We start from the raw sequence: 24,919 nt of genomic DNA, 5'->3' as shown, positions 1-24,919 counted from the left end.
AACCGCCATCTCCCGTCTCGCGGGGAATCCTCCGTCCACCTGCCTCCAACCGGCAGGCCCTGCCCCACCCTGAACATCACGGTCGAGATCAACAACGGACCCCCACTCCAAAACCCCTGCCCCCCCCCATCGCAACCCGCCACCCCGCCAAGCCGTCACCATCGCCGCCAGCACCTGCACACCCACCCTCGCCCCGCCGTTCACCGCGCCCGCGGGCGTCCTGCACAACCTTCCCGAGAACCCGACCCCGCACGAGAAGAACTTCAAGCCCCTGTACGACTCCGACACGGACCGCTGTGGCCCCGCCGCCGCCACCGACTCCGCCGGCCAACTCAACGCCGGTCCGAAGCCGGCCGGCCTTCGATCCACACTCCGGCGCCACCCGCGTTCGCACACAGGTCGCAACATCGCGTCCGCGGAGCAGGTCACGCAGAGCGCTCGCGTCGTCCCGGGCGGGCTCGACCAGGACGCCGGACGCCCCAGGGAACGTCGTGTGCAGTCCCGCTGCGCGGCGGGCGCTGACGGCCGGTGCCGCCCGGCAATCCCACCTGCCTCGAACACGTCCCGGAACTCGTCGAAGACGCGACGCGCGGCGACCGCGCCGTGCAGGCCGCACGCCGCAGGCCGCCGGCGTGCAGGGAGAGGGAACACCCCCGGGCGAGTCATCCACCTGGCCGGGCGACGGCAGCCCGCCCCGGCCCGTCGCCCGCCGAGCCGCCCGAGCACCACGTCCCACCCTTCGTGTGACCGGCTGACTCTCTCCCCAGGTGGGTGACTGCGTGGGTGTCTCCGCGGCACAGCCGCGGTGAAGCCGATACGAAGATGACGATCTGTTCGCGCCCCTCTCGACACCACCTGCGGCGCGGCACCGCCGCATTCGCCCCCCCCCTGGGCATCGTGCTCGCACCCGTGAAGGCAGACGCCCGAGACTCGAATGCGCCCGGCCGGTGCCCTGTCCGCACTGCGCACGCTCGCCCGGTCGAGGGCACCTCAGCCCACTGTCCGCCCCCCTTGCACCGCTCACCGGGAGATTGATGTCGCTCGAACTCGCATGGGGCGCAGCCGTTCTGGCTGCGAGCCTGATCGCCCTGCCGCAGCCGCCGCCCGACGCCGTGACGGCCGCTCCGGCCACCTGCATGGACGGGCAGAAAGACCCCCGCGGCCGCTCGGCCGCGGACGACACGGAGGTGCGCCGGGAGGACGAGACCAAGTTCAACGACGCCTGCCGCCACGCGAACACGGCATGGAGCACACAGGGGCTGAGCCAGGTCAAACTCAGGCCCGACGACTCCACATCGATCGCCGACCTGCAACGGCAGGACGCCAACAGCGCGAAGAAGGACTGGAAAGGTGTCCTGGGCCGCTACGCGCCCTTCCCAGGAGCGGACACCCTCTACTTCAACCGCGCCTATCTCGACAAGGGCAAGCAGTACGGGGACGACATGTGCCGGCGGATGGTGGCCGCCCACGAGCTGGGACACGCACCCGGCTTCTGCCACAAGAACCCCGGCTGGTATCCCACGTTGATGGCCAAGGAGATCGACGACGTGCAGGCCGACGCCCTGCCCACCGCAACCGACCGCAAGAACTACCACAAGCTGTGGGGATGACCGCATGCCCCGTACCCGATCCATCGTCACCACCGGCGCTCTCACGCTGGCCGCACTCCTGACCGGGGCGGGCTGGCTGGGCTACCAGCAGTGGGCCGCGGCCCCCGTCGCACGAGAATCGATCACCACGTACGACCCGGACGACCCGCACGAGGTGTCCCGAACCGCCGACGAGGTGTTCACCGCCACCGTCGTCAGCCCCGCATCCCAGCAGCAGATCAACGGCCTTGCCCGGGACGTCTATCCCGTGCACGTCAAGGCCGTCCACAAAGGGGCCGTCCACGGCGACCTGACAGTCGCCGTGGAAAGCGGCCACACACACCTCAAGACCGGACGCGCCTACGTGTTCGCCACCTTCCCCTTCGACGAACCGCACGACACGCACGGCCAAGTCACCGAAACCACACCGCAGCCGGCCACCGAAGAGACCATGCAGACCTGGCACCGCGCCACCCACCAGCGCTGAAAGCCCCCGCAGGCAGAGAACTCTGCGGACTGCGACGACGCCGCAGACTGCGCCCCGCACGTCCGGCCCGGACCACCGCCCTTCGCCCCGTCACAACCACGCGCCCCGAGGGGATGGCCGGGCCGCCCTGGCGGCGGAGAACGACCGGCCCGGTCAGTCCCCGGCAGCGGGCTCCGGCACGACGGCGGGAACGTCACGCACGCCCATCCTCAAATGCTCGACATGGAACAGCGCCTGGTCGAGGAACTCGGCGACGTGATTGTCGTAGGGGGCATAGACGATCGAACGACCGTGACGCTCACCCGTCACCAGCCCGAGATGTCGTCGGTCGTTTCCCGGTGCCCTGGAGAACGTTCCCCTGATACACCGCCGCCGATTCAGTGCCAGCATCGAGGGCCCGCCGTGAACCGGCTCACGGTCAGCGGCCGTTCAGAGCACCGGACTGGCTCGTTCGTTCCTGTGGGGTCTCAACGTTCTTGGCCTGCAGCACAGTCGCGGGCTTGCTGAGGGTGAAGGCGAGCAGTCCGCCGAGGACGGAGGCGGCGCCGCCGATCCACATCGCGGTGCGCAGGCCTTCAGCCATGTCGGCGACGGCTGGTGCGACGCCGGAGCCCGTGGCCAGTCCTGCGGTGGCCACAGCAACGAGCAGGGCGAGACCAGCGGCGCCGCCGATCTGCTGGGAGGCGGTGGCCAGCGCGGAAGCGGCACCGGCTTCCTGCGGAGCAACTCCGGAGGCGGCACAGGCGAACATAGCGGGGAAGGTCACTCCGCCGCCCACGCCCCAGATGATCAGGCCGGGCACCAAGCCCCAGAAGGAGGCGCTGGTGGACATGGCAGCGGCCAACACGATCATGCCTGTCCCGTTGGTGAACATGCCGAGGAACAGGGTGGCCCGCGGCCCCCACTTGGCGAGCAGGGCTCCGGCCAGTCTCAGTGAGGCGGCCATGGAGATGACGGTCAGCGGCACGAAGGTCAGACCCGCTTCCACAGCGTCGTAGGAGAGCACGCCCTGCAGATAGTTGGTGAAGAGGTAGTAGGCGCCGCCCAGGGCACTCTGGAAGACGAGAATGATCAGAATGGCGGTGACCAGGCTGCGGTTGCGGAACAGCCGCAGCGGGACGAGCGGGCTGCGGACCTTGCTCTCGACGAGGACGAAGACGGCGAGAAGCGCCGCACCGGTGACGATCGATCCGGCTCCTCGCAGTGACCCCCATCCCGTTTCCGGGCCACTGACCAGGCCGAGTACCAGCAGCGACGAGCCGAGGGTCGCAAGGACCGCCCCTGCTGCATCGAAGCTGCCCCGAGGCGTGGTGGAGCGTTGGTCCTGAGCGAGGGTGGCGGGGGCGAGGACGGCCGCGAGCAGGGCGAGTGGGACGAGGACGAGGAGGACCCATTCCCAGCCCCAGGCCTGGGTGAGCACGCCGCCGAGCAGAGCTCCGGCGGCCAGGCCGCCGCTGCCGCAGGCGCCCCAGAGGGCAAGGGCCCTGTTGCGCTGGGACCCTTCGGCGAAGCGAGTGTTGATCAGGGTCAGGGTGGCCGGGGAGAGCAGTGCGGCGCCGAACCCCTGGATGGCGCGTGCGGTGATGAGGACGGCCGGGCTGTCGGCGAGGCCTCCCACGAGGCAGGCAAGGCCGAAGAGGCTCAGGCCGAGGACGAAGATGCGGCGGGCGCCCAGCCGGTCCACGAGCCGGCCGCCGAAGAGCAGGAATCCGCCGAAAGCCACGGCGTAGGCGCTGATGACCCATTGCAGGGACTGGGCGGTGAAGCCGAGTGCGCTGCCGATGTCCGGCAGGGCGACGAACACGATGTTGTAGTCGACGGCGACGACGAACTGGGCGAAGGCCAGGAGCGCGAGCATCGGCCCGGTCCGTTGCCCGCTCTTTCTGGACGTGGTGTCAACCACAGGTTGCTTCCTTACGTGGCAGGAGGGTTGGGGCCCGGCGGCTGCCGCCCGCCCCACGTTTCACTGATCGGCGAAGCACTTCCTGAACGGTGATTGTTTTCTACACGGCGTTCAGTTTCTATGCGGCGTACTCTGACTCAACGCTGTTAGGGTGTCAACCATGGGAGAAGCGACGCAGAGTCGGCGGGCCCGCCTGCGGGTCGAGACCACGTCCGAGATCAAGTCGATTGCGCTCAAGCACATGGCGACCGGGGGGCCAGCCGCCGTCTCGCTGCGCGGGATCGCCCGCGAGATGGGCATGACGGCGGGCGCGATCTACAGTTACTTCGCCAATCGCGACGACCTGATCACGGCTCTGACCGTCGATGTCTACGAGTCGCTGGCGCAGACCCTTGAGGCCTCACATCAAGGCGCGCCGACCGGCAGTCCGGCCGCGCAGATGCTGGCCCACGCCCGCGCCTACCGCACCTGGGCCGTGGCTCACCCGGAGGAATTCCGCCTGCTCTACGGCGATCCGGTGCCGGGCTACCAGCCCCCGGCGGCCGGTGCCGCTCAGGAGGCCGAGCACCGCTTGTGTGCGGTGCTTCTCGACCTGGTGGCCTCCGCCTGGCCCGAGGCATCCGCCGCCGAGAAGGGCTCCGACTACGACTGGTCCGACTTCCAGCCGAGCCTGACCGCCCTGACCCGCGAGTCCTTCCCCGATCTGCCCCCCGCGGCCGTGGCTCTCTGCCTGCGCCTGTGGAGCCGGATGCACGGCCTGCTCACCTTGGAGATCTACGGCCACCTGCGCCATCAGGTCACCGACCCGGGCAAGCTCTACGAGGCCGACATGCACGACCTGATCCACACACTCGGGCTGACACCGCCGCGCTAGAACCGGCGGACGGGCCCGTCCGCCCGCGCCACGGCAGCGGGCGCAGGAGACGTCCTTCACGGTCGCCTTCACCGACGGGGACCTAGGTCTTCACCTGCCGCTTGACCAAAGGTGTTCGGCGGTATCGCGGCAACGGGTGACACGAGGTGAACTCCCGTACCCGTACGGCGGCGGATGGTGTGACGATCAGCGTTCCGTCTTGCCGAACTCATCATGGCGCCCCGTCACCCGCCGCCAGAGCAGCCGCCACGGCCCGGCCAACCGTACGCACGGCCGGAGCGGGCCGGCCACGACCAAGCGCACCGGATGGCCGGGGCCGGCACGGCGCGGGAGCGCCGTCCCCGGCGGTGCCACGACACAGGCGTTCAACACGCACGGGCCAGACCGAGGAGACGGCCGGTGAGAAGCGGCCCATGCAGCAACACGCCGACCGCCGCGAAAACGGCCCAACAAGGGGCCGCCCACGAAACGGTGTGTTTCAGCCGCGCCCCCACGAGCAGCGCTGCCTGACCGGGTCACCGGTCATTGCGGGCCTCGCGTCACGCACCGTACTCGGCCCGCCGCGCTGCCGTCGCCGCGTACGTGGCAGCCAGGGCATCGGCCATGTCGGACAGCGCGTAGCGGGTTGTGGCGGTGTCCCGGGCGGCGCGGGCCATGTCCTGACGGCGGGCTTCGGGCAGGTTCTTGATCCGGTGGAGCCCGCGGGCCAGGGCCGAGGGACTGGATGTGTCGAGCAGGATGCCGTTGTCCCCGTCGCGCAGGTAGTGGGCCACTCCCCCACGGCGCGGCCCGGCGGCCGGCAGACCCGCCTCCATTGCCTCCAGGATCGCGATGCCGAACTCCTCCTTGACGCTCGGGCAGACGTACCAGGCCGCCGCAGGGCCGACGCCGGTACCGGTATCGGTATCGGTATCGGTATCGGTATCGGTATCGGCGAGAGCGTGCTCCAGGCGTCTGATCTCGGCGTTCGGCAGCGCGGGAATCATCGCCAGGCGTGTCGCTGCGGCTCCGTGGCCGTCGAGCAGGGCTCGGATCGTGGCCTGTGTCCGCAGCTCGTGCTCGGAGGGGTCCGTGGGGCTGCCGCCGACCAACACCAGGGTGGTCGAGCGCCACAGTTCCGTCGTGAGCCACGTACGGACCAAAAGGGCCTGCTGCTTGACGGGGTGCAGGCGGCCCACACACAGCAGAAGCGGCAGTTTCCGGTCGTCCGGTGACAACGCGTCCGGGCGGTTCCCACCGGCGAACAGGTCCTCCAGCGCCTTGCGCCGCCGCGCCTCCTCGTCCTGCGCCGTCACGTAAGGGGTGATTCCCTCGGGAGGCGCGGCGGGCCCGGTGACTCCGTAGCGGTCTTCCAGAAGGGGGAAATGGCGAACCAGATCCCCGGCTCCACAGGGACCGGCGATCCCGATGACCTCATCGGCACGCTGCACGAGACGGTCCGCGCAGAACACGCGGTGCAGGTCGCCGCGGAGCTGTCCCGCTCGCTCCGCGCCCAGCGGCTCGGCGCCGGCGTACTTCTGCGCGATCGTGCGATGCGGATCGGGCGTGGCGGTGAACACCAGGCGTGCTCCCGTCCGGCGGGCGGCCTGCGCGAGGGCCAGCGCGGCATCGTCGGCGTACCTGACGTGCAGTACGTCCACACGTCGGGGCAGGGCGGCCAGCAGCCGCGTCGCCCACCAGCTGAGCGCGGCCCGGTGCTCCGGCCAGTGGTCGGGCGAGGGCGGCGCCTGCGCGTCGACGGGCAGGCGCACGATCCAGTGGCCGGGGCGGCGCTCGTGCACGAGGCGGGAATCGTGCGCCAGGGCGGCGCGCCCCACCGTCACCACGGTCACGACATGGTCGATGTGTTCGTTGCGCGCGAGCCGGTCCCCGAGCCCGTCCAGGAGGACGGCCATTCCGCCGCTGGCTCCCCGGCCGGGAGCGTCGAGGTCGCCCTGGAGCATCGTCTGTGCGACGACGAGCCCGGACGGCCGCCGCGCTCCCTCGGCCCGCGCGGCCGGTGCCTCCAGGAGCAGTCGTTCGTACGGGTCGTTCGGCTGCCCGGTCCCGGGCAGGTGTGCCGGGCCGTCGGGCAGGCTGTGCAGATACCGCCACAGGGCATGCCTGGCGGCACGGCTGCCGACGAGGGGCAGGGCGGTCGCCTCGTCCGCCGACAGGGGACGCAGCCCCGTCGATTCCGCGCAGTCCAGCAGGAACGTCGTACGGAGGTGATCCGTGTCCGTCCGTGTGAGCAGACGGCGCAGGACGGCCTCGGCGCGCGGCCTCCCGTAGCTGCGCACGGTGTCCGTCCACATCTCGGCCAGGACGGAGTCCAGCAGCGGCCCCTGGCGGTCATGGGCGAGCAGGGCTTCGGGTGAGAGCGGTGCCGCGAGGCGGCACAGTCGCCGAAGGCGGGCGAGGGTGAGGTCGGCGGTGCTCGGCTCACGCGCGCCTGCCTCGCCGAGACGCAAACGCGGCGCGTACTCGGCGTCGAGCAGCCGTTCCAGGTCGCTCGCCCGCTGCGTGCTCGTGGGAGGAGCCGAGCGCGACGCGTGCGTGCCGCGGAAGAAGGCGTGCCGTGCGCTCACCAGCGGGTCGTGAGCGTCGTGGCGCAGCGCTGACGAGGCGGTATCGCACGGCTGGACTGAGGTCGACACGCGGTCTCCTTCTGCGCGGAAGAGGAATCGCAGCGACTTCTGCCGACACGGTGCACACGGATGCGGCCGGGTGTGCGGGAGCAGCCGGCGACGCGCTGCCCGTCGTCCGGTGCATCCGTCTGGCCCGGCCCGGCCGAACGTCGGTCATGCCACGCGTCGTGATCATCAGTCCGCCGTTCTTCTCGCACGCCCGTCCCCTGTCGGTACTGGCCGCCGCCCTGCGGGCGCGAGGCGCCGACGTGCACTTCGCCTGTTCCCCCGCCTTCGCGGACCTGGCCGAGCGTGCCGGCGTCCGGTTCGTCCCGCTGACCGTGACCCGTAACGCCAACACCGGCGTGGCCGAGGCGACGGAACAGGCAGCCTCCGAGGCGGCCAGACTGCACGAGTTCCTGGATGCCACCCGGCGGGGTGCGGTCGACACGTTGATGACGCAGGCGCGTCACCGCCGGGCGGACATGCTGTCCGCTCCCCACACCGTCTTCGAGGAACTCCGCGCGCTCCACGAACGGCTACGACCCGACTGGTACGTCGTGGACCAGCTCAGCTACGCGGTCACGCTCGCCCTGCACTGCCTGCGGGTCAGGTACGCGACGTACTGCCCGGGGCACCCGACCTACATCCCCGGCGCGGAGGGCCAGTGGTTCGGTGTCCCCTACGACTGGCCGTCCGCTCTGCAACCTGCTGCACGAGAGCTGGCAGAGTTGATCACCGTGGCCCAGGACAACGACAGCTCCTTCACGGCGCTGTTCGACGAGTTCATTCACGCCACGGCACCGGAGGCCCCCAGGGTGGACCGCGCGTTCGCGCTGGCCTCGCCCCTCTCGGTCGTCTACGCGTATCCGCGGCTGCCGTGGCTGCCCGTGCCGCCCGAGGGGCAGCGACATGTCTATGCGGGGCACATGACCGGCCCGCTCGAACCGCTCGACGAGGTGTGGACCGGGCGCCTGCGGAGACTGCGCGCCACAGCGGACAGGGTCGTCCTGGTGGCGCTCGGCACGTTCCTGGGTGCCCGGGACGACGTCCTGAGAACTGTCGTCCAGGGTGCCCTTCAGGGGCCCGTCACGACGGCGGTCGTGGTGGCTGCGGGCCGGCGCACGGCCTGCCTCGCCGATCTGGCGGAAGACGATCGCGTCGTTGTCGCCGGGTCCGTTCCCCAGCAGGCCCTGCTGCCCCATGTGGACGCGATGGTCCACCACGGGGGCAACAACTCGTTCACCGAATGCCTGCGCTTCGGTGTGGCCGCGTTGATCCTGCCGTTCTCCAGCGACCAGTTCGCCATCGCACGCGATGCGGAACGTGCCGGAGTCGGCATCGTCCGCGATCCCAACCGTCTGTCGGCGCGCGAGGTGGGGTCGGCACTGGACGCCCTGCAGCGCACCGTCCGCCCCGGCATGGCGCGCTGGTCGGCCGCGCTCGCCGCACGCGGTCCCGGACACGCCGCCGCGCAACTCCTGGTCTCCATGGGAAAAGCCACCGTGAGCCGGTGAACCGCGGACCGATCTCCTTGGCCGACTCAAGCTCTCGCGGCGGGCCTCTCGTCCGGGCCCGGACATCGATTGTGCCGAGGATCCGGAGCCCGGGTTTCGCGCGGCGTCAAGAACTGGGCGCGGACACCGGCACCGACCCGGTTTGCGCGGGGTCACGCATCGCCCAGCGGATCGCGCCGGTGGCGAGCCTGCCCGCCGGCCGGACCGTCCATCGTTCCGCGCGCCCCCAGCGTGGCAGGCGTAGTTGCGCCGCCGCCCACGGTGGCAGCAGGGCTACAGCGTTGGACGCGAGTACGGCGTAGACGGGCAGGGCGGCGACGGGGAGCGGTGGGCTGAACATCAGGTAGCGGGCGGTGTCCAGTGCCTGCGTCGTCGGCCGCAGTTCGGGGCGGTAGGCCGAGATGCGGGCCCGCAACTCGGCCACGGTCAGGGGCGGTTCGGGCACTCCGAGGGCGCGGGCGATGCGTGCCGTCTGCGCGACGTACTCGTCGCACTCGTCGGCCGTGAGCCGGTGGGCGCCGAAACGCTGGTGGGCCCGCAGGAAGGAACCGACCTCGGCGATGTGGACCCACTCGACGAGGTGCGGGTCACAGGCGCGGTAGGTGACGCCCCGTTCGGTGATGCCCCGGATCCCGGCATGCACGGCGTTGACCCGGTCGCAGGCTGCTTGTGCAGCATCCGCGGTCCCGTACGTCGTGGTGGCGAGGAACGTGCTGGTGCGGTGCAGACGGCCCCAGGGGTCGCCGCGGTAGCCGGAGTGGGCGGCGACCGCGGCCATCGCCACCGGGTGAAGGGTCTGCAACAGCAGGGCCGACAGCCCGCCGATGAACATGGCGCTGTCGGCGTGCACGCGACGTACGGGGCTGTCCGGCGGAAACCACCGGGGCCCGGGAGTGCCATGGATCAGTGCGCGATTACGGGGGCCCTCGGATCCGGCGACGCGAGTGAACAGGATCTGCCCGGCTCGTCGGCGCAACGGTTCCAGGGCGCGCGGGGGAACGATGGTCATGCGGCTACCTCGCGGACGTCACCCTTGGATCTCCTTGTGCTGATCCTTCCGCCCACGGCGCCGTGACGGATGCGGTCACGGGGGGGGCACGAGGGCTCCGCGCGGTCTTCGGGCGATCTCGTGCACGTCGCACGGCACAGCAGACAAGGCCGGGCTCTCGGGCGGTCGTGAGGCGTTCACGCGCACAGGGCCGTCGTACGGTCCCGCGGACTCGGTGTGCGGCCCGGCACGGGGCAGGGCCGCACGGAGTGGTTCAGCTCTTCGGCATGAGGACGGTGTCGATGATGTAGACGGTGGCGTTGGCGGTCTTCACGTTGCCGCAGACCACCTTGGCCGAGTCGTTGACCTTGTAGGACTCACCGGAGCCCGACGTGGTGAGCTTCGACTTCTCCAGGGTCTCGAAGGAGCCGTTCTCCAGGTCCTTCGGGGCCAGCTTCTGGCCCACCACGTGGTACGTGAGGATCTTGGTGAGCTGGGCCTTGTCGTTGAGGACCTTGTCCAGGTCCGCCTTCGGGATCTTCGCGAAGGCCTCGTTGGTCGGCGCGAAGACCGTGATGTTCTGGGCGTTGTTGAGGGTGTCGACCAGGCCGGCCTTCTTCACGGCGGTGACGAGGGTGGACAGGGCCGGGTTGTTCGAGGCGGCGGTGGCGACCGGGTCCTTGGCCATGCCGTCGAAGGAGCCGGCCCCGTCCTCCGGCACCGACGCGCACGCGGTACCGAACGGCTGATCGGTGGTGCTCATGTCGTTGGAGGCGCTGGGCGTGCCCGATGCCTTCGACGCCGAAGCGGCACTGCCGGAAGCCTTGTCCTTGGAGTCGCTGTCGGAGCACGCGGTCAGGGCCAGCGGCAGCAGGGCGGCGGCAGCGACGGCGACGGCGACACGACGGAGTGGAGTCTGCATGACAATCCCTCAGCGATCGGAACGGTGAAGGCCATCCGCCTTCATCACCGGTGATCCGGTGCGCCCGGGACGGCGGATTGGTCAGACCCCGAAAGAGTGATCCGTGTACGAATGGCGCCCGATGTCTGCGGGCGCTCCCGCCGCTCCACGGTGATCCGGGTGCCGGGGCCCGGATGTCGAAATCGACAAATTTTACTTATCGGGGCAATCCGCCAGAGGGGGTGGTGACGAATCACTGATGTGAGGGCGCGAAGGATGCACCGACCCCGGCAGCCCGCGGCCTCACCGGCTCTGGGCCGCTCGGGGGCCCGGCGGGCCCGCTGCACTGGAGGGTTGATCATGAACACTCACCACGCAAGCGTCCGGATCCTGGTCGGTTCCGCGGCACTGGCGCTGCCGCTGTCACTGGCGACGCTGGCCCCGGCCGCCTCGGCCGACGACATGAGCGGACCGTTCGGTCCGGCGTGTGCGTCGGTGCCGAAGGACGGTGCCGGCTCGTTCGACGGCATGGCCAAGGACCCGGTGGCCACCGCCGCGTCCCACAACCCCGAACTGTCCACTCTGGTGACCGCGGTCAAGAAGGCCGGCCTGGTGGACACCCTGAACAACGCCAAGGACATCACGGTGTTCGCGCCGACCAACGAGGCCTTCGCGAAGATCCCGAAAGCCGACCTGGACAAGGTCCTCAACGACAAGGCCCAGCTCACCAAGATCCTTACCTACCACGTGGTGGGCGAGAAGGTCACCCAGGGCAAACTCGCCGACGGCACGTTCAAAACGCTGGAGGGAAGCAACCTGACCACGTCCGGGACCGGCGACAAGTACAAGGTCAACGACACCGCGAACATCGTCTGCGGCGACGTACAGACCTCGAACGCCACCGTCCACATCATCGACACCGTCCTGATGCCCAAGAAGTGACGGTTCCATCGCGGCACGGCCGCGTCAGGGGCGCGCCCCGGTGCCGGCGCACCCCTGACGCGGCCGACTCAGGCGGGCAGGTCCAGCAGGGCCAGCGGCTGCGTCGTGGGCTGCTTCGACCCTCCGGCCGGTTCGAGGGTCACGCCCATGCCGGAGGCCTCGCCGACAGCCCCGGCCAGCAGAACGCTCTGATCGGCGCGGGAGGGATCCATCAGGCCGGCCGGGCGCATGTGGTCGCCGTCGGCGAACCACAGCTCGTACACCTTGCCCTTCGGCGGCTCGGCCATACCGGATGCGATGAAGACAGCCTTGTCCCTGCTGCGCGAGACGACGACCGAGCCGTGTGCCCCGCCCGTGACGGCGGCCGAGGCCACCTTGGCGTCCGGCGCGGAGAGCACCTCGGCGATCCGTTCGGACTGGACCTGGGTGGCCCACGCCTGTCGGCGGGCCTCGTCCGCCTGGTGGTGCTGCCAGACCGTCGTACCGCCGAGCACGGCCATCCCGGCTACGCAGGCGGCGAGCGCCCAGCGCAGCGCGCGCCCGCGCGGGGCCTGCCGGTACACCACGGAGACGGGTGCGTGGGGCGGTTCCTGGCGGACCTCGGTGATCCGACCCATGACCTGGTTCTTCAGGTGGGCAGGTGGAGACAGGGTGGCGGCGAGGCCCAGCCGTGCCGCAGCCGCGGACAGCTCACGCACTTCCTGCTCGCACGCGGCGCATCGGGTCAAGTGCGCCTCGAAGGCCTGGCGTTCCTCGTCCTCCAGTGCGTCCAACGCGTAGGCGCCGGTGAGCATGTGCAGATCGGGTGTGTCGGTCATGCGGTCACCCCCAGGCAGTCGCGGAGCCGGATGAGTCCGTCCCGCAGTCGCGTCTTGATCGTGCCCAACGGAGCCGACAGTCTGTCAGCGACCTGCTGGTAGGTGAGGCCCTGGTAGTAGGCAAGCGTCACGGACTGCCGCTGGATCTCGGTGAGCGACTGCAGGCAGCGCCGCAATTGCTCCCGTTCGAAGTGGGCCTCCACTTGCTCGCTGACCTGGTCGAACTCCGGAGTGTGCGCCAGCAGGGCCGCTTTGTGATCGCGGGCGGCCGCGGACTCGACGGAGCGGATCCGGTCGACGGTCCGCCGGTGGGCCAGGGTGAGGATCCAGGTGATGGCCGTGCCGCGCTCGGGGCGGTAGGCGGCCGCGTTGCGCCACACCTCGACGAAGACCTCCTGTGTCACCTCCTCGGACTGCGCGTGATCGCGCAGGACCTTGTGCACCGTGCCGAACACAGGGCCGGCGACCGCGTCGTACAGCACGGCGAACGCGTCCTGATCCCCTTGTTCGACCTCCGCCATGAGCTTCTCGAGATCGGGCTGGTGTGCTGGGCTCTCCCCGATACGTGGGGCTTGCGACATGTGCGGCCTTCCGGCTGCCCCGGGGCAGCGGTGCGAGGAGCGTGATGCCTCAGTAACTCACAGTCCCCCGGGCGAATGCAGGTGTTCGCGCGTGGGCCCCGGTACTCCGTTTCAGTCGATGGTGACAACAACGGATTGCCAGCCTGAGGCGCCGTCGGGGAGGGTGGGTGTGCGCTTCTGGGTCTGGGGCTCGCCGGTGCGGTCGGTGGCCCGGACGGTCAGGGTGTGGCCGCCCTTGGTGGCTTGCCAGGCGTAGGACCACTGTCGCCAGGTGTCGCGGGTGTCCTCGGCGGCGAGCCGGACCTCCTCCCATGGTCCGTCGTCGACCCGCACTTCGACCTTCTCGATGCCGCGGTGCTGCGCCCAGGCGACGCCTGCCACCATGACGGTCCCCGCTTTCGGCCGGGCGAACGGCTTCGGGGTGTCGATACGCGACTCGGTCTTGATCGGGGCCTGCTGCGCCCATGCGCGCCTGACCCAGTACGCGTCGTACGCGATCTCCTCGCTCCACCGGCATGCTGCAGGAGCTGGCCCTCTGGACGGGTCGCGCTCTCGCGGTCGGCACAGCGCCCGGAAGACACGGGTGTCGGGACGGCCGGGGACCGCTCTGGCCTCCCACCATGGCCTTGCAGCCCGTTGGAGCCCCTCTGATCGCTGCCTCCGTCAGCGCCGTCGCCTCCACCGCCGCCGTCGTGGTCACGCACCTGCCGACCCGCGGTCGCGAGCGGCGGCACAAACTCTGCGACCGGCGCATGGACGCCTACAGACGTCTCCTGAACCCTGCGGCGCGCGTGAGATCGTGCGGCTCGACACGCTTGATCGGCCCCGTGATGTTGCCGCCTGCCTCGAAGCGCGAGGCCGACGAGGGCTGCGGCAGAGAAGCGCTGGGGCGAACTGCCGGAGATCGACACGCTGCTCATGAAGGCGATCGTCGCCGAGGCCGAGTTCGAAGATCCTCCGCAGCCGGCGCGACGACGGGCGCCGTAAGGGTCTCGGCCCACCGGCGGTTGACTCTCTCGTCGGCCTTCTCTGTGAACTGGCCGGGCGAGGGCCCCGGCGTAGCCGCGCCGCCCACGTGCCCCGCCCGCGACATCACGACGGCCGCCTTCACCGCGTCCACGCCCGTCGGCCCTGCACCCGTCGGCCCTGCATCCATCGCGCGGCAGGCTGTCGGTGCGTCCGGCGCTAGAGAGTGAACGGCTGGCCGTCCACGATCCCTGTCTGGAGCCGGGCACCGCCACTGTGGGTGTCCACGTGGAGGAGGAACGCGTAGGGGTGGCGTCGGCACTTTCGGGCGATGCGGCGCCAGTTGGCCAGCAGGAACATCACGCCGGCCTGGGTGGCGCTGTCACTGCTGCCTGCGCAGATGGTGATGCGTGGACCACCGGCGACCGCGGTGAAGGACTGAACGATCGCGATCTCGGTGTCCGGCGCGCTCCCCCGGCCTGCGAAGAACTGACCGGCCAGCGGGCCTGTTTTGACGCGCAGTCCCCATTCCCCGTCGGTGCCCTGCTGTTCCGGCACGGCCTGGGCCGCCGGATGCCGGAAACCGAGGCCGGTCAGGTGGTTGTAGACCGGGCCGCCGATCAGCACCAGGCTCCGGCCGCTCAGTCGGCTGGGCAGGTGGGCGAACGGGTCGGGCGCCCTGGACGTGGCCGCCAGGTCGGCCGCGGGCGGGCAGAACTCGGTGCCTTCCACCGGGCCGGAGCCTGCGATGCGGCCTGACGGCAGGACGGGGGTACGCGGACGCAGCAGCCGCACCAACGGGTCGGTCAGCGACTCCCTGAGGGCCACGGCCGCTTCGAACTCCCTGCGGGAGACCACATTTCCGACGAAGCCGTCCTGTCGGTAGTCGCCGGCCGTTCCCCCTTCCCGGACCACCATGTCGGGCAGGACGATCAGCAGCCGTCGGTCACTGGTCGTGCCGAGGAGCTGCGCCAGTCCACGGGTCTGGCGGCGCAGCAGCAGGTAGCCGAACACGACGGCGACGACCGACCAGATCAGGTCCGCCAGCAGGTTGTCGACGATGCCGGTCACCTCCGTGAGGGGCGTGCGGTGGTCGGTGAGGTCACCAGATGTCTCCGTCCCGCCAGTCGGTGGTGAGATCCGCGTCGGGGTCGATCGTGCTGTGCTGCGGAAGGCGGAACATGACCGCTCCGCGGGCCGGGGCGGCAGGTCGTGGGCCCTGCGCGGTCTCCACGTAGGTGGGCCCCCGCCATTTGCGCCATCCCAGGCGCTCGTAGAACTCGTACTTGCCGGCTGCGAAGACGCCGATGGTGTGGTGGAGCCGGATCTCCGCGGTGGCCATGGAGACGACGACGCTGCCGAGGCCGCGATGGCGCAGGGCGGGCAGGGTGGCCATGGACTCGCCGTACACGCCGTCGAGGTCCTGGCCCCCTTGCCGGAACCGCCGGGGAACCAGAGCGCCGTGAGAGACCAGCCGGTCCTCGTACCGGAGCAGGTAGTGGAGGCCGCCGAGACAGTGCTGCCAGGACCTCTCGTCGTAGCGGGGGCCGAAGCACTCGACGAGCATGGCGCGCAGCTCGGCGAGTTCGGCGGGTGTCAGCTGATCCGTGCGGCGCACGTCGACGGTGAAGGACACAGGAGTTCGCTTTCTGTTCGTGCTGTCATCTCGCCGCGGCGAAGGGCAGAGCGAAGCGGAGAGGAGTGAAGATCTCCGCGAAACCGCAGCCGAACCTCCTGCCGTGCACCAGGGCACGTGCTCGGACGGACTCGGCGTCGAGTTCTGTGCCTTCGCGTATCTGGGACGTGTGCGCGGACAGCAGCGCGAGCTTCTGAGCCATCACCACGCTGATGTTCACCGCGATGCCGGAGGACAGCAGGGCCGAGCGCGGGGACTCGTACAGCAGCACGTTGGCATGGCGCCGCGTGGCGATGCGCGTCGCCTGGTGCGTGGTGATGTGGTCCTGATGGGTGTCCTCGGGCAGATGGGTGTACACGAGGTCCGGCGCGGCGTGTGCCATCTCGGCTTCCAGGAGGCCAGCGACGTGCTGCACCGGGCCGAGCTGCCCGTCGGGAAGACCGAGCATGACCACTTTCGCGCCGAGCAGTTCGGCCGCCCGCTCCTGCTCGGCGGCCCGGCTGACAGCGTCGCCGCCCCGCGATCCGTCGCTGACCACCACGAGCGTGATCGAGGCCCCCTGCGCCGCGTGGCACAACAAGGCACCGCCGCAGCCGAACTCGATGTCGTCGGGGTGTGCTCCGACCGCCAGTATCCGCTCCCACATGCACGTCCCCCGAGCCCTGAGCCATGGTCCGCAAACGTGCTCTCACTGTGGGGCAGGACCCTGCGGATGCCGCCGGTGACGGAAGCAATTACTTTTCGTCTACGGCAGTTTGCCGATCCGTCACTGCGTCAACGATGGCTGCACTCCTTCGCCCCCGTCGCAGAGCCGCTCCCCCGGCCGCGGCGGAACTCGTCGACCGCGCCGCACTGCGCGCACCGGGTTCGCTTCACGTCGCCCTGTACAGCCGGTTCGCGGATCCCGCAGCCGGCGCCGGGCCGCGGGTCGAACACGCGCGGAGCGCTCGCCGTACAAGGTGGTCTCGAACGACCGGACGGCCCCGCCGCGGGCCGTGCCGATCTTGTTTCCTGTTGAGGAGACCGAGGAGCAAGCTCGCCCGGCCGGCGATCCGCACGGGCAGCCCGGGTCGATCGGGCCGGGGGCCTCCCGTCTGCTGTGCGGCGTCCTGGAGTTACGTCGTTCAGCCGGTCAGCGATACGTGTGCGCCTCCGACGGTCAGCTGCAGCCCGGAGGGGAGCGGCTCGGCGCTCTTCAGGCCGATGCCGCCGGGGAGCCGGGTGAGGGTCTGCTGAATGTTCGTCGCGGAGCGGATCTGGTCCGCGGTGGCTCCGTCAGTGTGTGGGAGACCCTGGGCGTGCAGGCGCAGGGTGTCGCCCTCGACCGAGACCGAGCTGTACAGGGTGTGCTGGCCGCCATCGGCGGTCCGGAAGGCTATTTTGACGCGGTTCTTGCCGCCGTCGGACAGCGAGGTGACGGTGACCTGGTCGCTGGACGGGGCCGCGTGCAGCAGCTCGGCGTACGGGACGAGCGCGCTGCCGGTTGCCTCACGGGCGACGGCGGTGCTGTAGCTGTTGCTGAACTGGACGCCGTGGAGCCGCAGTTCGAGGTTCTCGACGCGCCCGGTGCCTCCGCCGGGCAGGGCCGTCTCCCAGTGGTCGACGTGGGCCTGCAGCTCGTGGAGGTCGTTCGCCACGAGCTGGGTCAGGAAGGGGAATCCGGTGATGGACACCGAGGTGGAATCGTCGAACCCGGCCGAGGCGCGCAGCTGGTCCTCGGCCCGTCCCTCGGCGATACGGACGGCGAGCCGATCGGCGCCCGTCAGAATGGCCGCGAGGATCACGGCCACGATCAGAAGTCTTCGAAGAATGCGCATAGGGACACCACAGCAAGGTACGTACCAGGATGCTGTGACGGGCGTCACACGCCGAATAACGGTCGGGACACGTTGGCGGGAGAGGCGACGTGCCTGGCGTCGAACCTGCCACGTGCGGCGCGGAGTTGCCCCTCCCTTCCACTCTCTGCCTGCCACCCGGTGAAAACAAGACTGCATTTTTTGCTCTCGACCCCGGACACTCATCAGCGGGCGGAGGTCCGCGCCGCTCCCCGACGGGAGGACTCTCATGTCAGAGATCCGGGATCCGCATGGCAGCCTGCGGCGCGCGCTGTGGATCGGCGGCGCACAGTGGTCCGGCAAGACCACCGTTGCACAAATCATCGCCACGTGGCACGGCTTGACGGTGTATCACTACGACTACCACGACGCCCGCGGCCACCAGGACCGCCGGATCGCGCGCCGGGTCGCCTTGGGCGAGCCTGTCGAAGATCCAAGCCCCGACCATGTCTGGGTGGAGCAGAGCCCCAAGGAGATGGCCGCCGAGACGCTGACCGGCTTCCCGGTCCGGTTCGAGTGGGCGTTGGACGACCTGCGCGCGTTGTTCACCGGTCGGCCGGCGATCGCCGAGGGGTGGGGACTGCGACCGGAGCTCGTCGCACCGCTGCTCGACTCACTCCGGCGCATGATCGTCCTCGTCCCCACGGAAGACTTCCGCCGCCATCAGGTCCGTACGCTTGCGCGCGCAGGAGCCCTCAACGCCCCTGTCACCGACCCGGCCCGCGCTCAGGCCAACCGCATCGACCGCGACCGGCTGATCGCCCACGATGCGGCACACAACGCCCGCCGCCTCGGCATCCGTGTCATCGAAGTCGACGGCACACTCGACGCGACGGAGCTGGCGGCAGAGGTCGCCGAGCACTTCGCCCCTTGCCTCGGTTCGGCGACCACTCCATGAACGCGGGGCCTAAAGGCGGCACCGCAGAATTGCCGCATTCAACGTCGGCGCTCCTCCGGCCACTTGGCGTGCAGGCACCACGGCAAGGCGCACCCGAGTGTGCGCGGTACGTGCACGTGGACCATGAGCGGCCTGGAGATCGCCCACGTCCGCTCGACGAGTTCGAGGCCCTGACCTACTGCCACAGATCAGCCACAGGAACGTCCACTTCCCCCATGCAAAGGGGGTCGATGCGATGAAGGCAGAGGGAGATCGACGGCAGGTCGACCGGTTCGCACTCGCGTGGACGGCTCGTGATCAAAAGTTGACGGGCAAGAACCGGCCTGCCGAGCTGGTTGCCGCGCTGAAGAAGGTGGTCGCCCAGCAGCGCTGATCGCCGCACAATCGAGGCCGGCCGCACCGGCTCGTCGGTCTGAGGAACGCGCAGAGGTCGGTCACCTCCACGGCGGGCCCGCGATCGGCCGCCGCCGACGGCGACTCAGACGAGCCAGGAGTCACGAGGCACGAGACATCCCCAACTCCGCCGCGAGCTCGATCCGTTCCGGCCCGGCCCGGCCCGGCCAGGAAGTCACCCGCAATGACGCGAAGCTGCGTCAGGCGGAGGGCTCGATCTCCCCCGCGAAGACGATGATCTGGTCGATGAGACTGCGTCGCAAATGGACGACGTCGGTTCCCGCGAGGCGGGGGCCTCCGTCAGGCGTGGTGAAGACCCACTGGTACCGGGCCCACTCACCCGGCATGTCCACCGCCGAGCAACGGACCATCGTGCCCGTCCCCGCCGGGTGGCGCCGGATGTCCAGCACGAAGGACTCGACGGCCTCGATTCCCTCACTACGGCCCAACGGCCCCCAGAAGACCACGTCCGACGTGACGGCCTGGGAAAGCAGCGCCGTCACATAGCTGTCGTCCGAGGCGTTGAACGCGGAGATGAATGTATCGATCGCGGACTGCGCGGGCTCTTCCTGCATGCACCAGTAATACCAGTCGCTTCGCGGTACGCGCTCGCCTCGCGGGCCGCTCCCGACCGCTGCGAACCAGCCCGTTCGGTCAGCCCGTTCGGTCGGCCCGGTCAGTCGGTGCCCTCGATGATGCGGAAGTCGCGTTCGTAGCCGTCGGGGAGAGCCACCAGCGCCTTCTGGTACGCCTCGCTCTCGTATGCCGCGACCGCCTGTTCAAAGGTGTCGAACTCGACCAGAACGGCGCGTTGCGTGATTCCCGCCTCGTGGGCGACGACTCGGCTGCCGCGCGACAGGACCCGCCCGCCCGCAGCCCGGACCGCCGGACCCGCCAGCTTGTCATAGGCAGTCAGTCCTTCAGGGTCGGACAGGGCGGGGTAGACGCTGACCCAGTAGCCCTTGGCCATGGAAACCTCCCGTGTTCAGCCGGACATGCCCGGCTTCGGATCGACGCTCGGATCGCTCGACCGCGTTCGCGTCGAGCGATGCATAAAGCATTCATATAAAGTCTGTATGCTTCTTGCATGAGCCGTCAAGACGCCACTCGTGGCGCATCCACCGCGATCGGGTCGGCCCTCTACGAACTGGCCACCAGGGCCGTGAAACGCCTTCCACGCGAGATGAGCATCACGTCCGCCGAGACCCTGGCCACCCTGCACAGGGCCGGCCCGCGGCGCATCACCGATCTCGCCGTGATCGCGGGTGTCACCCAGCCCGCGATGACCGTGCTGGTCCGGGTGATGGAGGAGTCCGGACTGGTCGAGCGGCGGGGAGACGCGTCCGACAAGCGCGTCACGCTGGTGTGTCTGACCGAGGCCGGTGCCTCGTACGTTCAGGCGCGGCGCCGGGCCGGCGCCGATGCGTTCGTGCGGCTGATCGACGAACTCGCCGACGACGAGGTCGAGGCCCTGACGGCTGCGCTTCCGGCGCTGGCGCACCTGGCAGAGATCGAAAGGCGGGACCACGAAGGGCGGAAGCCGTGACGCGGCACGCCCGGAGCACGCCGCGGCACGGCGGCTGGTCCCCGCCATGCCGGCGGTCCTGGTCGCCGGCCCGCATCACGTCAGCGCAGCCGCCTTGCGCAGCAGCAACGACCGCTCGCGGTCGTTGCCGCACAGGCGGGCAGCGAGCTCCAGTTCGGCCCGCGCCTCGGCAGTGCGACCGAGTCGAGCGAGCAGTTCACCGCGCACGCTCGGGAGCAGGTACGACCCCGCCAGGCGGTCGGAGACGACCAATCCGTCCACCATCGACAGTGCCTGCTCCGGTCCGTACGCCATCGCGACGGCGACCGCTCGGTTGAGGTCGACGACGGGCGAAGGAGCCACCCGGCCCAGCGCCTCATAGAGGAGCACGATGCGCTCCCAGTCCGTCTCCGGCACCGAGGACGCCGACGCGTGGCAGGCGGCGATCGCGGCCTGCAGGCCGTAGGGTCCCAGGCCGCGACCGGCAGCCGAGGCCCGGCCGAGTGCGGCCAGACCGCGACGGATCGCCGAGCGGTCCCATCGGCGACGGTCCTGGTCCTCCAGGAGCACCGGCTCGCCGTCCGGCCCGGTGCGGGCGGGAAAGCGCGCGGCCGTGAGTTCGAACAGGGCCAGCAGTCCGTACACCTCCGGCTCATCGGGCAGCAGCGCGGCCAGCGTCCGGGCCAGCCGGATCGCCTCGTACGCGAGATCGGGCCGCAGCAGGCTGTCGCCGGTCGTCGCCGTCGAGCCCTCGGTGAAGATCACGTAGAGGACGCTCAGCACACCGCCGAGCCGCTCCCGCCGATCCTCGGACGGGGGCAGCTCGAAAGGCACTCCCGCCGCGGCGATCGTCTTCTTCGCCCGCGTGATCCGGGCTTGGACGGTCGGTACGGGTACGAGGAACGCCCGGGCGATCTCCTCGCTGGACAGACCGCCCACTACCCGCAGCGTGAGCGCCACCCGGGCCTCGGGCGAGAGCACCGGGTGGCAGGCCGTGAACATCAGCGCGAGGACATCGTCGTCGACCCGGTCCGGATCCCACGGCAGGTCGTCCGACCCGTCCCGCGCCGTCGCCGCGCCCGAGCTCAGCTCCCCCTCGGTCAGCTGTCCCGCGAGTTGGACATACCGCTCGTCGAGCGCCGCCTTGCGTCGGAAGCTGTCGATGGCGCGCCGCCGCGCGGTCGCGAGGAGCCAGCCCACCGGGCTGGCCGGCGCTCCCTCGCGCGACCACGTGACGAGTGCTTCCGCGACGGCCTCCTGTGCGACGTCCTCGGCGAGTTCGAAGTCGCCCGTGTAACGCGCCAGCGCACCGACGATCCGTGCGGACTCGATCCGCCAGACCGCCTCGACGGCCCTCCGCGCCGACTGGGCGATCGGCGGGCCGTCAGGCGTCGTGGGCATCAGAGCTGGCCGGTCCGCTCGCGCCACGCCCGCTCCTTGATGATCCATTCGTTGTCCTGCGGGAACTCATCGATGGCCGGGACACGTCGGATCTCGCACTTCGAGCCCGCGACCGCCGGCATCCGCTTCGCCCACTCGACCGCTTCCTCCTTGGAAGCGACGTCGATCAGGTAGAAGCCGCCGAACAGCTCCTTCGTCTCGCCGTAGGGGCCGTCGGTGACCACCGGCGTCTCGCTGCTGTAGTCGACCACCGCGCCCTGGCTCGGGTCGTCCAAACCCTCGGCGGCCACGAGCACGCCGGCCCGGATCAGCTCCTCGTTGAAGCGGCCCACCGTTTCGAGCATCTGCTCGAAGGGCGTCTCCATCATCTTCGCCATGGATTCGTCCGTGCCTCGCATGACCAGCATGTACTTCGGCATCTCGATCTCCTTCATCTCAGGGTCGCCTCTGGACCCTCTCACTCCTAGGTCGAACGGCGCGGCAGCCGATCGACACGGCGGACAGATCTTTTTCGCCCGGTCTTGTGAGGCCGGTGTGTCATGTGGGCGCCGGAGTGGATTCCGTCCCGGCGTCTTTCACCTGCTGCGACGGCATCGAGAATCTAGGTCGGTGTCGATCACCGCTGTGCACACTCCGTGCAGGGCTCATTGACGGTCGATGCACGGCACCCTGGTCGCGCTCGCACGGACCGGCCTTCGAACCCGGGCGGTTGAACCACGATGGGCAGGCACCCGGGATCAGCCTCGTTGCCGACCCCGCCGACTTCGCGGCCAAGGCCGATGCGGTCGCGGTTGCGGTCTCGCGGGACGGACTGGAGGCCGCTCTGCGTCTCGTCAGCGGCTTTGAGGGCGCACCGGCCGGGAAGGCCGTGATCGACTGCACCGATCCCATCGCCTACGCGACCGGTGAACTCAGGCCGGGATTCGGCTCAGCGACACAGCGGCACAGCGCGCGGCCCGTTTCGCCTTCGGGGCCCACGTGGTCAAGGCACTGCCCCTGCACGCGGAAGCCTCATGGCCGTACACCGGTCCGCGGGAGACTTCGCCGGTCGTGGCCATCTGCGGCAGCGGGCGCGGCGCCCTGACGATCGGCAGATCACTGATCGGCGATCTGGGCGGACGGGCCGCCGTGGCCGGAGGGCTCGACAGCGCCCGGCAGCGGGGAGAGGCGGCGGGATGCGTCATGCGGGTCGTCGCGTCCGGCCACGCCCCGAGGTGCGCCGTGCCGGATGCCGACCCGGCACCGGTCGGTGCACGTCGCTCGGCGACCAACTGAGCCGACTGGCCTCAACGGCACCCACGACCCTGCGCACGCAATGTCAAGGAAGCCCGCACGCACCGCACATCGCCCCGCAGTGTGCCGACTTAGGCTCCGTTGCGCAGCAGGGCCGCCCGGCCCGACCCAGTTGATCGACGATGCCATTGACCGAACGGGGGGCATTTCGCATCGCCGAGGAACATCGCTGCACGCGCCGCCGCGGCCGCTGCCCACTGCGTCGCGTGGCCGGTGCTCTCAACGAGCCCGAAGCGATGTTCCGCACCGCACGGCCTGCCGGGCTCCGACCGCCTGACGTGCAGGCCGCCCGATTTCCGGAACCGCACACGTCTCGGCTCGAGCGTGTGGGGCCCCTCAACGGGGCCCGAATTCACCTGACGAGGGAACACCCATGAAGAAGATCACGGCCGCCCTTGGCCTTGCGGGCACCCTGGCGGCGTCCGCCATCGCGCTCGCCCCGTCGGCCTCCGCCCTGAGCTGCAAGCAGGACACCCTGTACACCGGCTGGCAGACGGTCAACTGGACCGCCACGAAGGCGGCCGACGGCTGCCGCGACCTCAACCTGACCATGGCCGGCGCCGGGGGCGGCTCCGGCTACGACGGCTACCAGGGCTGGTACGTGAACTCCTCCGGCAACTGGACGCCGGGCGCCTCCGGCTACCACTGGGTGAGCGACGGCTACTACAGCCTCGGCTCGGTCGTCCTGGTCTCCAACCTCACGTCGGGGCGTGCCTTCGGCGTCGCCGAGTACAACTCCGGCTGGGGTGCCGTGACCATCGCGCACTGACGCCGGGGCCCCACGGGCCCATGATGCCGCCGGCAGACGCCCCGCACCACAGCCGCGTCTGCCGGCAGGCATCTCTGCCACACCACACCAAGCACCTTCGGAGACAAGGCAGCACATGCGACGCCCCACCCGGTACCCGCGCAGGTCCGTCAGGACCACTCTGGCCCTCGTGGGCATGTTCCTGCTCCCGGGCCTGACGTCGTGTTCGAGCTCGCAGCCCACCGCGCAGGCGCCCGACCGGTCGGCCGCACCCGCTCCACCGACCACCGTGACCCGTACGATGCCGCCGGACATCTCGGCGGTGCTGTTGCCGTCGACAGGTCCGCAGACCCGCTGGACCCAGGGCCTGGACGCCTTCGGCACCCTGGTGGGAAAGGCCGCGACCCGATCCTGCGCCCGCTCCCGGGGCGTGGCGATGCCTCAGATGATGCCCGGAATGTTCTTCCGGATCATGGACGTTCCTGATCTTCCCTTCATCCGGCGGCACGGCTTCATCGGCGGCTTCGCCCCCGGTGAGTCCTCCGTCGCGGCTTCGGCGGCGGCCCCGGCCTCCCCGAGCCCCGCGCAGCAGCAGTGCACACAGAAGGGCATGAAGGTGGGGCGGGAACTCAAGGACGTCTACGTACCCCTCCAGTCGCAGTGGTGGACACGGACGGCCTCGCTGCGCCACGACCCCCGTGTCGAAGCGGCCTACCGGCACTTCGGCGAGTGCCTGTCCGACCACGGCGTGCAGGCCAAGAACGAGAACGGCCTCTTCGCCCTGGCCGACCAGCGCATGCAGGCCGGCGACACGGCCGGGGCCCAAAATCTCGGCGACGTCTACGCGACCTGCATGACCCCGGTGGAAGCCGTCCGCGAACCACTGCGCAAGAAGCTCAACAACCAGTTCCGCACCGCCCATGCCTCCGAGCTGAAGAGACTGAACACGACGCTCCCGGCGAAGATCCACGAACTGGAGAAGCGCTACGGCATCCAGATCTCCTTCCCGGCCCCCTGA

25 protein-coding genes and 2 pseudogenes are annotated in these 24,919 nt (G+C 70.1%); 11 read left to right on the top strand and 16 right to left on the bottom strand.

From position 1 onward, the window contains the following. Positions 1 to 1,034 precede the first annotated feature (1,034 nt). Both J3486_RS06015 and J3486_RS06010 read left to right on the top strand, forming a co-directional pair. On the top strand, positions 1,035 to 1,610 hold the full coding sequence (locus J3486_RS06015; protein ID WP_207818860.1) for a hypothetical protein: 576 nt from the start codon (positions 1,035 to 1,037) through the stop codon (positions 1,608 to 1,610). A gap of 4 nt (positions 1,611 to 1,614) precedes the next feature. Next, positions 1,615 to 2,076: a hypothetical protein gene (locus J3486_RS06010; protein ID WP_207818859.1), complete on the top strand. Its 462-nt coding sequence runs from the start codon at positions 1,615 to 1,617 to the stop codon at positions 2,074 to 2,076. A gap of 153 nt (positions 2,077 to 2,229) precedes the next feature. On the opposite strand, the pseudogene J3486_RS06005 reads toward J3486_RS06010, so the two are convergent. Together J3486_RS06005 and J3486_RS06000 are read right to left on the bottom strand one after the other, a co-directional pair. Beyond that, positions 2,230 to 2,400: pseudogene (locus J3486_RS06005) on the bottom strand (transcriptional regulator); the annotation flags it as partial. Between the two features lie 94 nt (positions 2,401 to 2,494). Then, entirely contained in the window at positions 2,495 to 3,979 is a 1,485-nt protein-coding gene (locus J3486_RS06000; RefSeq protein ID WP_207818858.1) for an MFS transporter, read from the bottom strand. 160 nt (positions 3,980 to 4,139) lie between these two features. Between J3486_RS06000 and J3486_RS05995 the strand changes: the two genes are divergently transcribed. Continuing rightward, positions 4,140 to 4,853 (top strand): TetR/AcrR family transcriptional regulator, encoded by a 714-nt coding sequence (locus J3486_RS05995; protein WP_207818857.1) that lies wholly within the window; start codon positions 4,140 to 4,142, stop codon positions 4,851 to 4,853. Between the two features lie 539 nt (positions 4,854 to 5,392). On the opposite strand, the gene J3486_RS44890 is transcribed toward J3486_RS05995, so the two are convergent. After that, positions 5,393 to 7,489: a glycosyltransferase family 4 protein gene (locus tag J3486_RS44890; protein WP_207818856.1), complete on the bottom strand. Its 2,097-nt coding sequence runs from the start codon at positions 7,487 to 7,489 to the stop codon at positions 5,393 to 5,395. A 158-nt stretch (positions 7,490 to 7,647) separates the two neighbouring features. Between J3486_RS44890 and J3486_RS05985 the strand changes: the two genes are divergently transcribed. Further along, positions 7,648 to 8,976 carry a glycosyltransferase gene (locus J3486_RS05985; protein WP_307804700.1) on the top strand — a complete coding sequence of 443 codons (1,329 nt, stop codon included), beginning with the start codon at positions 7,648 to 7,650 and terminating at the stop codon, positions 8,974 to 8,976. Positions 8,977 to 9,082: 106 nt separating this feature from the next. On the opposite strand, the gene J3486_RS05980 is transcribed toward J3486_RS05985, so the two are convergent. Both J3486_RS05980 and J3486_RS05975 read right to left on the bottom strand, forming a co-directional pair. Beyond that, a complete protein-coding gene (locus J3486_RS05980; protein WP_207818854.1) occupies positions 9,083 to 9,985 on the bottom strand; it encodes an oxygenase MpaB family protein in 903 nt (300 codons plus the stop codon). 253 nt (positions 9,986 to 10,238) lie between these two features. Then, positions 10,239 to 10,886 carry a fasciclin domain-containing protein gene (locus tag J3486_RS05975; protein WP_207818853.1) on the bottom strand — a complete coding sequence of 216 codons (648 nt, stop codon included), beginning with the start codon at positions 10,884 to 10,886 and terminating at the stop codon, positions 10,239 to 10,241. Positions 10,887 to 11,225: 339 nt separating this feature from the next. Between J3486_RS05975 and J3486_RS05970 the strand changes: the two genes are divergently transcribed. Next, positions 11,226 to 11,807: a fasciclin domain-containing protein gene (locus tag J3486_RS05970; RefSeq protein ID WP_207818852.1), complete on the top strand. Its 582-nt coding sequence runs from the start codon at positions 11,226 to 11,228 to the stop codon at positions 11,805 to 11,807. 68 nt (positions 11,808 to 11,875) lie between these two features. On the opposite strand, the gene J3486_RS05965 is transcribed toward J3486_RS05970, so the two are convergent. The 7 genes and pseudogenes from J3486_RS05965 to J3486_RS05935 all read right to left on the bottom strand — a co-directional run bounded on the left by J3486_RS05965 (position 11,876) and on the right by J3486_RS05935 (position 17,625). After that, the gene (locus tag J3486_RS05965) at positions 11,876 to 12,625 is read right to left on the bottom strand and encodes an anti-sigma factor domain-containing protein (RefSeq protein ID WP_207818851.1); all 750 of its coding nucleotides are present in this window, start codon (positions 12,623 to 12,625) and stop codon (positions 11,876 to 11,878) included. After that, positions 12,622 to 13,206 carry a sigma-70 family RNA polymerase sigma factor gene (locus J3486_RS05960; protein WP_207818850.1) on the bottom strand — a complete coding sequence of 195 codons (585 nt, stop codon included), beginning with the start codon at positions 13,204 to 13,206 and terminating at the stop codon, positions 12,622 to 12,624. The genes J3486_RS05965 and J3486_RS05960 overlap by 4 nt, the downstream gene beginning before the upstream one ends. 111 nt (positions 13,207 to 13,317) lie before the next feature. Continuing rightward, a pseudogene (locus tag J3486_RS05955) lies at positions 13,318 to 13,728 on the bottom strand (Ig-like domain-containing protein); the annotation flags it as partial. A gap of 663 nt (positions 13,729 to 14,391) precedes the next feature. Then, positions 14,392 to 15,243: a hypothetical protein gene (locus J3486_RS05950; RefSeq protein ID WP_207818849.1), complete on the bottom strand. Its 852-nt coding sequence runs from the start codon at positions 15,241 to 15,243 to the stop codon at positions 14,392 to 14,394. Positions 15,244 to 15,274: 31 nt separating this feature from the next. Continuing rightward, the gene (locus J3486_RS05945; protein ID WP_207818848.1) at positions 15,275 to 15,808 is read right to left on the bottom strand and encodes a GNAT family N-acetyltransferase; all 534 of its coding nucleotides are present in this window, start codon (positions 15,806 to 15,808) and stop codon (positions 15,275 to 15,277) included. Positions 15,809 to 15,833: 25 nt separating this feature from the next. Next, positions 15,834 to 16,454 carry a PIG-L deacetylase family protein gene (locus tag J3486_RS05940; protein ID WP_207818847.1) on the bottom strand — a complete coding sequence of 207 codons (621 nt, stop codon included), beginning with the start codon at positions 16,452 to 16,454 and terminating at the stop codon, positions 15,834 to 15,836. 478 nt (positions 16,455 to 16,932) lie between these two features. Next, positions 16,933 to 17,625: a DUF2993 domain-containing protein gene (locus tag J3486_RS05935; RefSeq protein WP_207818846.1), complete on the bottom strand. Its 693-nt coding sequence runs from the start codon at positions 17,623 to 17,625 to the stop codon at positions 16,933 to 16,935. 247 nt (positions 17,626 to 17,872) lie between these two features. Between J3486_RS05935 and J3486_RS05930 the strand changes: the two genes are divergently transcribed. Both J3486_RS05930 and J3486_RS05925 read left to right on the top strand, forming a co-directional pair. Further along, complete coding sequence (locus J3486_RS05930) at positions 17,873 to 18,541, top strand: hypothetical protein (protein ID WP_207818845.1); 669 nt, start codon at positions 17,873 to 17,875, stop codon at positions 18,539 to 18,541. A gap of 235 nt (positions 18,542 to 18,776) precedes the next feature. After that, positions 18,777 to 18,914 carry a hypothetical protein gene (locus J3486_RS05925; protein ID WP_207818844.1) on the top strand — a complete coding sequence of 46 codons (138 nt, stop codon included), beginning with the start codon at positions 18,777 to 18,779 and terminating at the stop codon, positions 18,912 to 18,914. A 220-nt stretch (positions 18,915 to 19,134) separates the two neighbouring features. Here J3486_RS05925 and J3486_RS05920 read toward each other — a convergent pair whose 3' ends face one another. Continuing rightward, the gene (locus tag J3486_RS05920; RefSeq protein ID WP_207818843.1) at positions 19,135 to 19,509 is read right to left on the bottom strand and encodes a nuclear transport factor 2 family protein; all 375 of its coding nucleotides are present in this window, start codon (positions 19,507 to 19,509) and stop codon (positions 19,135 to 19,137) included. Between the two features lie 101 nt (positions 19,510 to 19,610). Beyond that, complete coding sequence (locus tag J3486_RS05915) at positions 19,611 to 19,904, bottom strand: DUF1330 domain-containing protein (RefSeq protein ID WP_207818842.1); 294 nt, start codon at positions 19,902 to 19,904, stop codon at positions 19,611 to 19,613. A gap of 117 nt (positions 19,905 to 20,021) precedes the next feature. Here J3486_RS05915 and J3486_RS05910 point away from each other — a divergent pair, with 117 nt between their 5' ends. Then, complete coding sequence (locus J3486_RS05910) at positions 20,022 to 20,480, top strand: MarR family winged helix-turn-helix transcriptional regulator (RefSeq protein WP_229377435.1); 459 nt, start codon at positions 20,022 to 20,024, stop codon at positions 20,478 to 20,480. A 75-nt stretch (positions 20,481 to 20,555) separates the two neighbouring features. On the opposite strand, the gene J3486_RS05905 is transcribed toward J3486_RS05910, so the two are convergent. Together J3486_RS05905 and J3486_RS05900 are read right to left on the bottom strand one after the other, a co-directional pair. Continuing rightward, a complete protein-coding gene (locus tag J3486_RS05905; RefSeq protein WP_207818841.1) occupies positions 20,556 to 21,887 on the bottom strand; it encodes an RNA polymerase sigma factor in 1,332 nt (443 codons plus the stop codon). Further along, a complete protein-coding gene (locus tag J3486_RS05900) occupies positions 21,860 to 22,279 on the bottom strand; it encodes a YciI family protein (protein WP_207818840.1) in 420 nt (139 codons plus the stop codon). The genes J3486_RS05905 and J3486_RS05900 overlap by 28 nt, the downstream gene beginning before the upstream one ends. A 631-nt stretch (positions 22,280 to 22,910) precedes the next feature. Between J3486_RS05900 and J3486_RS05895 the strand changes: the two genes are divergently transcribed. The 3 genes from J3486_RS05895 (at position 22,911) to J3486_RS05885 (ending at position 24,919) form a co-directional block, all read left to right on the top strand. After that, positions 22,911 to 23,135, top strand: a complete 225-nt coding sequence (locus tag J3486_RS05895) for a hypothetical protein (protein ID WP_207818839.1) — start codon at positions 22,911 to 22,913, stop codon at positions 23,133 to 23,135. A 391-nt stretch (positions 23,136 to 23,526) separates the two neighbouring features. Continuing rightward, a complete protein-coding gene (locus tag J3486_RS05890) occupies positions 23,527 to 23,922 on the top strand; it encodes a hypothetical protein (protein WP_207818838.1) in 396 nt (131 codons plus the stop codon). 115 nt (positions 23,923 to 24,037) lie between these two features. Then, complete coding sequence (locus tag J3486_RS05885) at positions 24,038 to 24,919, top strand: hypothetical protein (RefSeq protein ID WP_207818837.1); 882 nt, start codon at positions 24,038 to 24,040, stop codon at positions 24,917 to 24,919.

This window comes from Streptomyces sp. VRA16 Mangrove soil, from assembly GCF_017377775.1.
Taxonomy (GTDB): Bacteria; Actinomycetota; Actinomycetes; order Streptomycetales; family Streptomycetaceae; genus Streptomyces.
This window is presented reverse-complemented; position numbering and strand designations above follow the sequence as displayed.